Genomic DNA, 14,071 nt, shown 5'->3' on the forward strand with positions numbered 1-14,071 from the left:
GAAGAAGGTCGATAATATGGAATATAGCTGGAAAGAATTAATTGCGGTCGACCGATATATTGTCCACGCCAATGGTGTTTTAAGTGAACTAGATCGGAAAGTATTGACACTTTTATATCAACCGTTAATTGGTGCGCAAGCGTATAGTTTATATATGACGTTATGGAGCGAACTTGAGCAAACACGCTTATGGAGTGAAGAGACGACACACCATAGTTTAATGGCAATTATGCAATGCAGTTTGCCAACGATATACGCTGAACGTTTAAAACTTGAGGGAATCGGGTTGTTAAATACGTATATGAAGCGAACGAATGCAGATGATGAACGCGTATTTATTTACGAGCTTCGCCTTCCCCTTACACCAGAACAATTTTTCACTGATGGTGTGTTAAATGTATTTTTATATGATCGTGTAGGAAAAACGAAATTTCAAAAGTTGAAAAAGTTTTTTTCTGATCGTGCTATCGATCGCACTTCTTTTGTACCTGTGACGCGCTCATTTCACGATGTATTTTCATCGATCCAGCCTGAAAAAATGATTCATAAGTTAGGCGACGAAGCGAAACAAGAAGTAACGCTCCAAGACGGGCATCAGTATATAGGAAAAGAACAAGCGATGTATACGATGCAAGATGATATATTTGATTTTGACGCATTTTATGCAGGACTGTCTCATCATCTCGTCCCACGTCGTGCGATTACTGCAAAAGTGAAAGATGCGATCAAAAAGCTAGCTTTTTTATATGGCATTGGCCCGCTTGACATGCAAAAAATTGTGATGAGCGTCATCGATCCCGCAGAACAAATTGATATCGAATCATTAAGAAAAGCGGCGCAAGAATGGTATCAATTTGAACGTGGTGAGGCGCTTCCGCGGCTATATGATCGCGTGCAACCGTTAGCGGAGCGGACGATGGCGCATGTCGAGCCAAAAAACGAAGAAGAATATTTAATGAAACAGCTCGAAACCGTTTCACCGAGACAATTACTCATGGACTTTTCTGGTGGAGCTGAACCAGCGTTAGCGGATTTGCAGCTAATTGAAGAAATGATGTTTAAGCAAAAACTGCCACCAGGCGTCATGAATGTACTTATTTATTACGTTATGTTGCGTACAGATATGAAGCTTCCGAAAAAATATGTAGAAAAAATTGCTAGTTCGTGGGCGAGAAAAAAAGTGCGTACGGTCAAACAAGCGATGGAATTGGCGAAAAAAGAAGCGCGTGAATACGAAACATTTATGAAAGAAAAAGAGAAAAAAGGGTCGAAAAAGCCGATTCGTACTGAGATGTTGCCAGATTGGTTACAAACAGACTATTCACAATTTGAACGAAAACAAATGAAATCGGAAGAAGAGCTAGAACAAAAACGGCGCGAGTTGGAAGAACGGTTGAAAAAGCCGAAAAGTTAGGGGATAAATGATGAAACCAATTCGGGAAACTATCCACCATTTGATGAATCGTCATGATTTTAAAGAGCGATATGAGGCGATGAAACGCGATATTTTAAACGATCCACACGTTCAATCGTTTTTACGTGGTCATGATGTGACAGATGCGATGTTAAATCGCCATCTTGGCAAATTGTATGAGTTTGTACAACAAAGTAAACATTGTGAGCGTTGTTCAAGTTTAGAACAGTGTCCTAATTTGCTGAAAGGTTATACACCACATTTAATTTGGCAAGGGAAAAACATTGATGTGCAATACGAGCGCTGTGCTCGCAAAGTGCAAGAAGATGAACGAAAAAAACAACAGTCGCTCATTCGTAGTTTGTTTATCCCGCGTGATATGTTACAAGCATCATTTGATAAGCTAGAAACGGACGATCTTGGACGTATTGAAGCGATCGAACTTGCGAATACATTTGCATCGACGTATGAAGTAGGTAAACGAATAAAAGGGTTATATTTATATGGGTCATTTGGAGTAGGAAAAACATACTTGTTAGCAGCGATGGCGAATGAATTAGCTCAAAGACATATTGCTTCATTTCTTGTGTACGTGCCGGAATTTGTTCGTTCATTAAAATCATCTCTTCAAACGGATGCGTTTCAAGATACGATTGAATATGCAAAACAAGTCCCTGTGCTTATGCTCGATGATTTAGGGGCAGAACTTATGTCAAGCTGGTGGCGCGATGAGGTTCTCGGACCAATTTTACAATATCGCATGCTTGAACATTTACCGACATGTTTTACATCGAATTTCGATTTAAAACGTCTGACGCATCATCTTGCCCACTCACAACGAGGAGAAGAAGAACAAGTGAAAGCGGCGCGAATGATTGAGCGAATTGTCTATTTAGCTACTCCGATCGAAATGAAAGGAAAAAATCGACGAATCGAAATGTGATAAACGTTCGGTGTTCCCCATATATATAAAACAAGCATGTTTTTGGAAAAGGGGGGGCACCGTTGATTTATATCGTATTTCAAGATGGACAAGATGCACAACGGTTATTTACGGAATTAAACAAAGCACCGCAACCATATGGGAAGTTGCTTTACGATGACAAGACGATTACCGTTTTTTTTCATGAATCAGATGCGTCGCACATGCGGGCATTATTCATTCCGATTTTGACTTCATGTATCATTCGTGCATTTGAAGCACGTTGGATTTTATCAATTATTTCACGCACGTTTTTTTATGAAAATGAAGAAGAACAACAACAAATTTTACAGCTTACTTACTCGTTTATTGACGGGGAAAGGTACGACTATCGTCTCGGAAAAAAAATGAGTACGCCGCGCGAACAACTTATTGCTAAATCTCTACATGAATGTTTACATGAAGGCGTATTTTCATTTGAGTCGCTTATGACTTTTCGTTTAAAGCCATATTATGATCGGCTTATGCATTATGTTGAATTAGCGATTGATGAATACAAACTAGAACAAGAATATCAAGCGTTCGTGCAATTGCTGCGCGAAATTGTTTCATCACGACAGCCACAAATGAACGTCCTTCATTTAGTATATGAAAATGATACGTTTCAATTTTTCGACGATTGCTTTTTTCACTTATCTTCTCAACAATTAAAGCAGTTTATTGATCGTCGTCTCATGGTGAGTCAGCCGATGTACATTGATACATCTGTATTAGCACCACTCGTGTCGATGGCACCGGAAAAAATATATATGTATACAGATGTCACAGATGTAGGGATGATTCAAACGATTCAAAATGTGTTTCAAGAGCGAATAGAGCTTCGAACACCTCTTGATTTTCCAAAAAAATATGCTTATAATGACATACATAATGAATAAGGTCAAAAGTGATGATGAGGACATGGGTGTATTTTTACGGTTCACAGAGAGGGAAGGCATAGGCTGAAACCTTCCTAACACGAAAAATGCACTTACCACCTCTAAACTTCAGCAGTGAACAATGGGACGATTACCCGTTTAGTAATTGCTGACGGTTTGCGCCGTTATCGAAATGAAGCCGTTTATACGCTCGTTTTGTATTTGTATAGACGGAAAGAAGGGTGGAACCACGAAGCCAACTCGTCCCTCGTTTTTGGGACGAGTTTTTTATTTTTAAAAAAGGAGTGAGTTGTTTTGGAAGATGTAGTAAAAATCACATTTCCAGATGGGGCAGTAAAGGAGTTTCCAAAAGGAGTAACAACGGAGGATATTGCAGCATCCATTAGCCCAGGCTTGAAGAAAAAGGCGATTGCAGGAAAGCTAAATGAGCGCATGATCGATTTACGCACACCGATTGAAGAAGATGGCGCCATTTCAATTATTACACAAGATATGCCAGAGGCGCTTGACATTTTGCGTCATAGCACAGCGCACTTAATGGCGCAAGCGGTGAAACGACTATATAAAAATGTAAAACTTGGCGTTGGACCTGTTATCGAAAATGGTTTTTACTATGATATTGATGTCGATGTCCCAATTACAGCAGAAGACTTACCAAAAATCGAACAAGAAATGAAAAAAATTGTAAAAGAAAACTTAGACATCGTTCGTAAAGAAGTAAGCCGTGAAGAAGCAATTCGTCGCTATGAAGAAATTGGCGATCCGTTAAAAATTGAACTGATTAACGATATTCCAGAAGGAGAAGTTGTCTCTATCTACGAACAAGGCGAATTTTTTGATCTTTGTCGCGGGGTGCACGTGCCGTCCACAGGAAAAATAAAAGAGTTCAAACTGTTAAGTGTAGCAGGCGCGTACTGGCGTGGCGATAGTAAAAATAAAATGTTGCAACGCATTTACGGAACAGCCTTTTTCAAAAAAGAAGACTTAGACGAATATTTACGTCTTTTACAAGAAGCAAAAGAGCGCGATCATCGGAAGCTCGGAAAAGAACTTGATTTATTTATGACATCACAAAAAGTTGGACAAGGATTGCCACTTTGGCTTCCAAAAGGTGCGACGATTCGGAGAACGATCGAACGTTACATCGTTGATAAAGAGCTATCCCTCGGTTATCAGCACGTATATACACCGGTGCTTGGTAGCGTGGAATTATATAAAACGTCTGGCCATTGGGATCATTATAAGGATGGCATGTTCCCACCGATGGAGATGGATAATGAGCAGCTCGTATTACGCCCAATGAACTGTCCACATCATATGATGGTATATAAACATAAAATTCATAGCTATCGCGAGTTACCAATTCGTATCGCGGAGCTCGGTACGATGCACCGTTACGAAATGTCAGGAGCGCTTACAGGCTTGCAACGGGTGCGTGGCATGACATTGAATGATGCACATATTTTCGTGCGCCCAGATCAAATTAAAGATGAGTTTAAGCGCGTCGTGAATTTAATTTTAGACGTATATAAAGACTTTGGTTTAACAGACTATTCATTCCGTCTATCGTATCGCGATCCGCAAGATAAAGAAAAATATTATGATGACGATGCGATGTGGGAAAAAGCACAAAGCATGCTAAAAGAGGCAATGGACGAGCTTGGGCTTGACTATTACGAAGCGGAAGGTGAAGCGGCGTTTTACGGTCCAAAGTTAGATGTTCAAGTGCGTACGGCGCTAGGAAAAGACGAGACGTTATCGACTGTTCAGCTTGACTTCTTGTTGCCGGAACGTTTTGATTTAACATATATCGGTGAAGACGGAAAACCGCATCGTCCTGTTGTCATCCATCGCGGTGTCGTATCGACGATGGAACGCTTCGTTGCCTTTTTAATTGAAGAGTACAAAGGAGCGTTCCCAACATGGCTAGCACCTGTACAAGTACAAGTGATTCCAGTCGCTCCATCTATCCATATGGACTATGCGTATGAGGTGAAGCATGCGCTACAAGCTGCAGGTATTCGTGTTGAAGTCGATGAGCGTGAAGAAAAAATCGGCTATAAAATTCGTGAAGCGCAAATGCAAAAAATCCCGTACATGCTCGTTGTTGGGGATAACGAAGTAAGTGAAAGAGCGGTAAACGTGCGAAAATACGGGGAACAAAAGAGCGAAACGATGCCGCTTGATGCGTTTGTTGATTTCATCGCAAAAGAAACGCATAAATAAATAGTTGCAATTTTTTTCGATGTTTGTTATAGTGTTACTTGTTGTGAGAAACGAACGTTAGTTGACAATGTATTCCCGTTTATGGTATATATGTTAGAGTAAAAATAAATACTTGTTTGACACAAGCAGAAGCACCCGCTTCTCACCTGATGGACGCCGTAAGGCTGTTAACAGGTTCATGACAAAACAAATGTTGTGAGTGAGACGTGTGGGTGTATTGTGCCCACACGTTTTTTGTTGTGTGCGTTCTGCTTTAACAAACAAGTTTGAAAAAACCGTGGAGGTGGCTAGTTATTAGCAAAGATTTTATTATTAATGAAAACATTCGGGCACGTGAAGTTCGTTTAGTCGATCCAAACGGCGAGCAGCTTGGGATTAAGACGAAACAAGAAGCGTTAGAAATTGCAGCGCGTTTAAACTTAGACTTAGTGATGGTTGCACCAAATGCGAAACCGCCAGTATGCCGCATTATGGATTACGGTAAATTCCGTTTCGAGCAACAGAAGAAAGAAAAAGAAGCGCGCAAAAAGCAAAAAGTAATCAACGTGAAAGAAATTCGTTTAAGCCCAACGATCGAAGAACATGACTTCAACACAAAATTGCGCAACGCGCGGAAGTTCCTTGAAAAAGGAGATAAAGTGAAAGCGACAATTCGCTTTAAAGGACGTGCGATTACGCATAAAGAAATTGGTCAGCGTGTGCTTGATCGATTTGCTGAAGCGTGCGCGGATATTGGTACGGTTGAGACGGCTCCAAAAATGGATGGCCGCAGCATGTTTTTAGTGCTAGCACCGAAAAACGACAAATAACAAAAGGGAGGAACACCTTATGCCAAAAATGAAAACTCACAAAGGCTCAGCGAAGCGTTTCAAAAAGACAGGAACAGGTCAATTAAAACGTTCACACGCATTCACTAGCCACTTATTCGCAAATAAAACACAAAAACAAAAACGTAAACTTCGCAAAGCAACACTTGTATCAAAAGGCGATTTCAAACGCATTCGTCAATTGTTAGATAACGTAAAATAATTTTAGGAGGGAAATGTTATGCCACGTGTAAAAGGCGGTACAGTCACACGCAGACGTCGTAAAAAAATTCTTAAACTAGCAAAAGGATATTTCGGTTCAAAACATCGTTTATATAAAGTAGCAAACCAACAAGTGATGAAATCGTTAATGTACGCGTATCGCGATCGTCGCCAACGCAAACGCGATTTCCGTAAACTTTGGATTACGCGCATTAACGCTGCAGCGCGCATGAACGGTCTTTCTTACAGCCGTTTAATGCACGGATTAAAGCTTGCAGGAATCGAAGTAAACCGCAAAATGCTTGCTGATTTAGCAGTAAACGATGCAGCAGCATTCACACAACTTGCAAACATCGCAAAAGAAAACTTAAACAAGTAATAAAAGAAATGACCATTCTCCCTTGAGGGGATGGTCATTTTTTATAAGAGGGGGAGAAAAAATGGATATAAAAAAATTATTTTCTATGCAACGACAATTAGATGAGCGAATTGAGACGGAGCGCGGATTGCGCGGTGAACGTTTAGTTGAACGGAAATTGTTAGCTCTTCTTGTTGAAATCGGGGAACTTGCGAATGAAACGCGTTGCTTCAAGTTTTGGAGTTCAAAGCCACCAGCAGCAGTCGAAACGATTTTAGAAGAATATGTCGACGGTCTTCATTTTATTTTATCGCTCGGACTAGACCTTTCTCTTGATAAGCATGTTCAATGGCCAAACGTTGAAGAAAGCGAACCGCTTGTTGATCAATTTTTACGCGTATTTGAGGCGGTTCACGCGTTTCGGATGAAGTTAGACATCGAGGCATATAACCAATTAGTATATGCGTACGCTAAGCTCGGTCATGCGCTTCAATTCACTGCTGAGCAAATCGAACGAGCGTATGTCGCAAAAAACGAAGTGAATCATGAACGGCAAAGTCACAATTATTAACAACTGTCAAAATGTTTAGTATAATGAATGTTGTACATAGAGAGGAGTGACATACGTGAAAAAATTAGATGAAACGTTAACGATGTTGAAAGCGTTAACGGATGCGAAAGGTGTTCCAGGGAATGAGCGAGAAGTGCGCGAAGTAATGAAGTCGTACATCGCTCCGTATGCGGATGAAGTGACGACTGATCGTCTTGGGAGCCTCATTGCGAAAAAAGTAGGAAAAGAAAATGGACCAAAAGTGATGATTGCCGGTCATTTAGATGAAGTAGGCTTTATGGTGACGCAAATTGATGAAAAAGGTTTTATTCGCTTCCAACCGCTCGGTGGCTGGTGGGGGCAAGTCATGCTTGCTCAGCGCGTGACGATCGTGACGAAAAAAGGCGACATTACAGGTGTTATCGGATCGAAGCCGCCACATATTTTACCTGTAGAAGCAAGAAGAAAGCCTGTTGAAATAAAAGATATGTTTATTGACATCGGAGCTTCGAGCCGTGACGAAGCAGTCGAGTGGGGGGTGCGCCCTGGCGATGCGATTGTACCATATTTTGAATTTACGGTTATGAACAATGAAAAAATGTTGCTTGCGAAAGCATGGGATAACCGCATCGGTTGCGCAGTTGCTATTGATGTGTTGAAACAATTAAAAGACGTTGAGCATCCAAACGTCGTATACGGCGTCGGAACCGTACAAGAAGAAGTAGGCTTGCGCGGGGCGCGAACATCCGCTTTTGCGATTGAACCAGATATTGCGTTTGCGGTAGACGTCGGCATCGCTGGCGACACACCAGGTGTATCAGAAAAAGATGCTATGGGGAAACTTGGCGGGGGCCCACATATCGTCTTATACGATGCAACGCTCGTTTCTCATAAAGGATTGCGTGAATTTGTCATTAGTGTCGCAGAAGAAATGAACATTCCATACCGTTTTGACGCGATGCCAGGTGGTGGAACAGATGCTGGTGCGATCCATATGACGATGCGCGGCGTTCCAGCGTTAACGATCTCTATCCCAACGCGTTACATTCACTCTCATGCTGCGCTTCTTCATCGTGATGACTACGAACAAACGGTAAAACTATTAGTCGAAGTCATTAAGCGTCTGGATGAAGAAAAAGTGAAAGAAATTACGTTTGATTAAGAGAAGCCGACTCGAATAGGGTCGGTTTTTTGTGTTTTTTTCAGAAAATTTTTATTGACTAAAATAAAAAAATTTACTAAAATTTTTACTAGTAGACGAAAACGCTTACTAAAATAAAACTTAGTTCTAGGGGGAGATAATCATGGAAAAGAAAAGGTTAATTGTGTTTGGAAATTTAATTGTTTCTATGATTTTATTTTTTTTGGTTGGATGTAAGGCGGAGGAGGTAGATGAAAAAGATAGTTCGAGTGGAAAAGTAAAAATCGAATTTTTCCATTACAAATCTGAAGCGAAAGATACGTTTGATAAATTAATTGCCAAATTTGAAAAAGAAAACCCAAATATCGACGTTGTTAACGCCAATCCGCCAGATGCTGAAACGGTTTTGAAAACTCGCGTTGCTAAGCGGGATATTCCAGATATCGTCGCTATTGGAGCAAACTCTACATTCGCTGAACTGTCCAAAGCAGGTGTATTTGTCGATGTAACGAACGCACCAGAACTTGATTCCATTCAACCTGCTTATATTGATATGTTACGCGATGTTACTGGATTAGAAAAAGTATACGCCATTCCATATGCAGCCAATGCAGATGGAATTATTTATAATAAAACGATATTTAACGAACTTGGTTTAACGGTTCCAAAAACATGGGACGAACTAATCGCTGTAGCTGAAAAAGTGAAAGCAGCTGGTAAAACGCCATTCTATTTCACATTCAAAGATGCTTGGACTACCTTGCCAGCCTATAATGCACTCGCTGCCAACACGCAAGGAGAGAACTTCTTCGATCAGTTGAATGATGGAAAAACAACTTTCCAAAAAGGATATAAAGAAGCAACTGAAAAATTTGTCCAATTACTAGAATATGGTCATAAAGATAACTTTGGCAAAGGTTATGCAGATGGGAACGTCGCTTTTGCCAAAGGTGAATCAGCGATGTACTTACAAGGAATTTGGGCTATACCGGAAATCCGAAAAGCAAATCCTGATATTGAACTAGGCGTCTTCCCTTATCCAGCTACAAATGATCCTGAAAATACGAAACTCGTTTCTGGTGTCGATTTACTTTTAGCTATTTCTAAAACGTCAAAACATACAGAAGAAGCAAGAAAATTTGTAAACTTCTTACTTGATCCGGAAAATGCAAAATTTTACTTAAGCGAACAAAATGCATTCTCTGCCATTAAAGGTATTACACAAGACGATCCTGCTTTAGATGGATTGAAAGAAAGTTTTGAAAAAGGAGCTCTCGTTGACTTCCCAGACCACTATATCCCACTTGCAGTCGGTTTAGAAAAACTTTTACAACAGCTTACGCATGATAAGGATGTAGAAGAATTCCTTAAAAACTTAGACGCCGAGTGGGAAAAAGTACAGGGTCGTAAATAAACGCATTTTGAGAGGGGATTAGGATTCATCCTAATTTCCTCTTCCCCTACATGAGGAGGAAGCCATATGAAGAAGAGGGATCTCGCACTTTCAACAAACAAACATATTCCTTTACCTGTAAAAAGCATGAAAAAGCCGAAAAATATTGTGATTTATCTTATGACGATACCCGCTGTTGTTCTATTTGCAACATTTCACACATTCCCAGCTATTCAAGGAATTTTCTACTCGTTTACAAACTGGGATGGCTTAAGTTTTGATTACGATTTTGTAGGATTAAAAAATTATTACTATTTATTTCAAGACGAAAATGTGCTCAACTCTTATCTTTTTACGTTTAAGTTTGCTTTTGTTTCAACTATTTTAGTAAATGTGTTAAGCCTATTAATCGCGATGGGGCTCAATGCAAATATTAAGTTTAAAAACTTTTTTAAGGCTGTCTACTTTCTGCCAAATATTTTAAGCGTCCTCATTGTTGGTTATATTTTTAACTACTTATTCGCCAATGTTATTCCTTTATTAGGAGAAAAATTAGGAATCGACTTTTTATCTACCAATATTTTAGGAAAAGAAAAATGGGCTTGGATCGGAATCGTCATTGTCGCTGTTTGGCAAGCTTGTGCGTTTAATACCATTTTATATCTAGCAGGCTTACAAACGGTTCCTGCAGAGTTGTATGAGGCTGCAAGTATTGATGGCGCTAATAAATGGCAAAGTTTTTGGCATATTACATTTCCAATGATAGCCCCTTTCTTCACAATTAATATGGTTTTAGCTATGAAAAACTTTTTGATGGTCTTTGACCACGTTGTAGCTCTTACTGGCGGCGGACCTGGCCGATCAACTGAATCGATTTCGCTTTTAATTTATAATGGCGGATTCCGAGGCGGTGAATTCGCTTACCAATCTGCAAACGCTGTCATCTATTTCATTGCCATTATGGTCGTATCGTTATTGCAAATTAAATTTCTACAAAAACGGGAAGTGGATATGTAATGAAAAAGAAAACAAATTGGTTCGTCATATGTTTAATCGCCATCGGGTCATTGTTCATTTTGTTTCCTTTGTATATGGCCATTTCAATCGCTTTAAAAACACCAGAAGAGTTAGCACATTCCGTCTTTTCGCTGCCAACCGGACTACACTTTGAAAACTTTACAAAAGCAATCGAAGCAACGAACTTTTTTCAAGCATTTAAAAATAGTGCGTTTATTACCATTACCACTGTCATTTTTACCATTTTAACAAACTCGATGGTGGCCTACGCCATCGCTCGAAACATGCATCGCAGATTTTTCAGAATCTTGTATTACTACTTTGTCAGCGCATTATTCATCCCGTTTCCGATCATTATGTTACCGATCGTCAAGCAAACATCTGCGTTCGGTATGAATAATCCAAGCGGTTTAATTTTTCTTTATATCGTTTATGGAATTGCCTTTAACATTTTTATCTATGTCGGATACATTCGTTCCATTCCAAAAGAACTCGAAGAAGCTGCCATCGTGGATGGATGCAGTACGTGGGGCGTTTTTTGGAAAATTGTCTTTCCGCTTCTAGCACCAATTAACGCAACCATCGGTATTCTTACTTGTCTATGGGCATGGAACGACTTTTTATTGCCTTTAGTCGTATTAAGCGACCAAGACGATATGACTTTACCATTAGTCCAATACGTGTTTCAGTCTGAATTTGGCACAGATTATAACTTGGCATTCGCCTCCTACTTAATGGCTCTTTCACCGATGATTATCGTTTACTTGTTTGCGCAAAAATGGATTATCAGCGGAGTAACAAGAGGCGCAATTAAATAAAAAATAACGGGGGATTACCATGGCGATTACGTTCGATTCTATAAACAAAACATTTCATTTACAAGCAAAAGACACAAGCTATGTTATGCAAATTTTCCGCGACGGGTATTTAGCCCATCTTTATTTCGGGAAAAAAGTTCGCAACTATCATCATTCGAATAAATTACAGTTTTTAGATCGAGGATTTTCTCCTAATCCTGACCCATCTGATCGAACATTTTCATTAGATACATTGCCGCAAGAATATCCAGCATACGGCAATACAGACTTTCGCACACCGGCTTATCAAATACAACTTGAAAATGGGTCTACCGTATCGGATTTGCGTTATAAAACATATAAAATCTACAAAGGCAAGCCGAAATTAAATGGATTGCCAGCGACTTATGTCGAAACAGAAGATGAAGCGGAGACGCTGGAAATCGAGTTAGAGGATGATATCACCAAGCTAAAAGTAATCCTTTCTTATACCGTATTTGAACATTTCAATGCGATTACACGTTCCGTTCGCTTTGAAAATCAAGGTTCAGAAAATATAAAAATTTTACGTGCGTTAAGCATGAATATCGATTTTCGCGATGCGAACTTCGATTTTCTGCATCTTTCAGGCGCACATTGTCGAGAGAGATATATGGAAAGAAAACCACTTTTTGTAGGTACTCAATCGATCGAAAGCCGAAGAGGGGCAAGCAGTCATCAACAAAACCCATTCATCGCGCTGTTAAGAAAAAATGCCAATGAAGACGAAGGCGAAGTATTTGGCTTTAGCCTCGTGTACAGCGGCAATTTCCTTGCTCAAGTGGAAGTTGATCAATTTCACACAGCACGTGTGTCGCTAGGAATTAATCCGTTTGATTTTACTTGGCTATTAGAGCCTGGCGAAGCGTTTCAAACACCGGAAGTGGTGATGGTCTATTCCGATCAAGGACTAAACGGGATGTCGCAAACGTTTCATCGACTATACCGAACTCGTTTAGCCCGCGGACCATTCCGATACAAAGAACGTCCAATTCTTATTAACAACTGGGAAGCTACCTATTTTGATTTTAACGAAGAGAAAATTTTGGAAATTGCGAAAGCAGGTAAAGAATTAGGAATCGAGTTATTTGTATTAGATGACGGTTGGTTTGGTAAACGGGACGATGATAAAAGCTCTTTAGGAGATTGGTTCGTTGACAAAAGGAAGCTTCCAAATGGATTAGCAGGACTAGCTACAAAAATCCGAGAGATGGGAATGCAGTTTGGACTATGGGTTGAACCGGAGATGATTTCGGTCGATAGCGATTTATATCGCAAGCATCCAGACTGGTGCCTCCATGTTCCAAAACGGCCGCGTTCAGAAGGACGTAATCAGCTTATTTTAGATTACTCACGTAAAGAAGTGTGTGATTACATCATCAAAGTAATGTCCGATATTTTATCAAGCGCCCCCGTTTCCTATGTGAAATGGGATATGAATCGTCACATGACCGAAATCGGATCTGCTGCCTTGCCGCCAGAAAGACAAAGAGAAACAGCCCACCGTTATATGTTAGGGTTGTATCGCGTAATGGAGGAAATCACCTCCAAGTTTCCGCACGTTTTATTTGAAAGTTGTTCAGGTGGAGGCGGGCGTTTTGATCCAGGGATTCTTTATTACATGCCGCAAACGTGGACGAGCGACAATACAGATGCGATCTCTCGTTTAAAAATTCAATACGGCACAAGTATCGTTTATCCAATCAGCGCAATGGGAGCGCATGTGTCAGCAGTTCCAAACCATCAAGTTCATCGCATCACTTCACTGGATATTCGCGGGCGTGTGGCGATGTCAGGAAACTTTGGCTATGAACTCGATTTAACTAAATTAACCGATGAAGAGAAGGAAAAAGTAAAAGATCAAGTGGTTTTTTATAAAGAAATTCGCCGTTTGGTGCAATATGGAAACTTTTATCGAATCCTAAGCCCATTTGAAGGAAATGAAACGGCGTGGATGTTCGTTTCAGAAGACCAATCCGAAGCGTTTGTCGCTTACTTTAGAGTATTAGCGGAGGCGAATGCACCGCTTTCCTCAGTTCGTCTAAAAGGATTGGATCCGAATAAACAATATTATTTAATTGGGAAAGGAGAGGTATATGGTGGCGATGAGTTAATGTATGTAGGATTGAATGTTCCATATCTTAAAGGGGATTTTGTAAGTTTTATGTGGATATTAAAAGAATGGAAAAGTATTTCCGATTCTTGTAATTAAGGTACTATTCACTTAAATGCTATACACATCCAAATT

13 protein-coding genes and 1 other annotated feature are annotated in these 14,071 nt (G+C 40.1%); all 13 genes read left to right on the forward strand.

What is annotated here, in order from left to right; genetic code table 11:
• The first annotated feature begins 16 nt into the window (after positions 1-16).
• Positions 17-1,414, forward strand: coding sequence for a replication initiation and membrane attachment family protein (locus tag BO219_RS09230; RefSeq protein ID WP_077429341.1), 1,398 nt, complete (start codon positions 17-19; stop codon positions 1,412-1,414).
• 10 nt (positions 1,415-1,424) lie between these two features.
• On the forward strand, positions 1,425-2,357 hold the full coding sequence (gene dnaI / locus BO219_RS09235) for a primosomal protein DnaI (protein ID WP_077429316.1): 933 nt from the start codon (positions 1,425-1,427) through the stop codon (positions 2,355-2,357).
• 62 nt (positions 2,358-2,419) lie between these two features.
• Entirely contained in the window at positions 2,420-3,274 is an 855-nt protein-coding gene (ytxC, locus tag BO219_RS09240) for a putative sporulation protein YtxC (RefSeq protein WP_006323522.1), read from the forward strand.
• Positions 3,275-3,568: 294 nt separating this feature from the next.
• Positions 3,569-5,500 (forward strand): threonine--tRNA ligase, encoded by a 1,932-nt coding sequence (gene thrS, locus BO219_RS09245; RefSeq protein WP_077429317.1) that lies wholly within the window; start codon positions 3,569-3,571, stop codon positions 5,498-5,500.
• A 117-nt stretch (positions 5,501-5,617) separates the two neighbouring features.
• Positions 5,618-5,741: a sequence feature (ribosomal protein L20 leader region), on the forward strand.
• 25 nt (positions 5,742-5,766) lie between these two features.
• Complete coding sequence (gene infC / locus BO219_RS09250) at positions 5,767-6,309, forward strand: translation initiation factor IF-3 (protein WP_006323512.1); 543 nt, start codon at positions 5,767-5,769, stop codon at positions 6,307-6,309.
• A 19-nt stretch (positions 6,310-6,328) separates the two neighbouring features.
• Positions 6,329-6,529 carry a 50S ribosomal protein L35 gene (gene rpmI, locus BO219_RS09255; RefSeq protein ID WP_003397838.1) on the forward strand — a complete coding sequence of 67 codons (201 nt, stop codon included), beginning with the start codon at positions 6,329-6,331 and terminating at the stop codon, positions 6,527-6,529.
• 18 nt (positions 6,530-6,547) lie between these two features.
• A complete protein-coding gene (rplT, locus tag BO219_RS09260; RefSeq protein ID WP_003397837.1) occupies positions 6,548-6,907 on the forward strand; it encodes a 50S ribosomal protein L20 in 360 nt (119 codons plus the stop codon).
• Between the two features lie 61 nt (positions 6,908-6,968).
• Entirely contained in the window at positions 6,969-7,457 is a 489-nt protein-coding gene (locus tag BO219_RS09265) for a dUTP diphosphatase (RefSeq protein WP_077429318.1), read from the forward strand.
• Positions 7,458-7,512: 55 nt separating this feature from the next.
• Positions 7,513-8,598, forward strand: a complete 1,086-nt coding sequence (locus tag BO219_RS09270) for a M42 family metallopeptidase (protein WP_077429319.1) — start codon at positions 7,513-7,515, stop codon at positions 8,596-8,598.
• A gap of 142 nt (positions 8,599-8,740) precedes the next feature.
• Positions 8,741-9,991: an ABC transporter substrate-binding protein gene (locus tag BO219_RS09275; protein WP_077429320.1), complete on the forward strand. Its 1,251-nt coding sequence runs from the start codon at positions 8,741-8,743 to the stop codon at positions 9,989-9,991.
• A gap of 126 nt (positions 9,992-10,117) precedes the next feature.
• A complete protein-coding gene (locus BO219_RS09280) occupies positions 10,118-10,987 on the forward strand; it encodes a carbohydrate ABC transporter permease (RefSeq protein ID WP_077429342.1) in 870 nt (289 codons plus the stop codon).
• On the forward strand, positions 10,987-11,805 hold the full coding sequence (locus tag BO219_RS09285) for a carbohydrate ABC transporter permease (protein ID WP_077429321.1): 819 nt from the start codon (positions 10,987-10,989) through the stop codon (positions 11,803-11,805). Before BO219_RS09280 ends, BO219_RS09285 begins: the two co-directional genes overlap by 1 nt.
• A 19-nt stretch (positions 11,806-11,824) precedes the next feature.
• The gene (locus tag BO219_RS09290) at positions 11,825-14,035 is read left to right on the forward strand and encodes an alpha-galactosidase (protein WP_077429322.1); all 2,211 of its coding nucleotides are present in this window, start codon (positions 11,825-11,827) and stop codon (positions 14,033-14,035) included.
• The last annotated feature ends 36 nt before the right edge of the window (positions 14,036-14,071 follow it).

The organism is Anoxybacillus kestanbolensis, from assembly GCF_001996285.1.
GTDB lineage: Bacteria > Bacillota > Bacilli > Bacillales > Anoxybacillaceae > Anoxybacillus > Anoxybacillus kestanbolensis_A.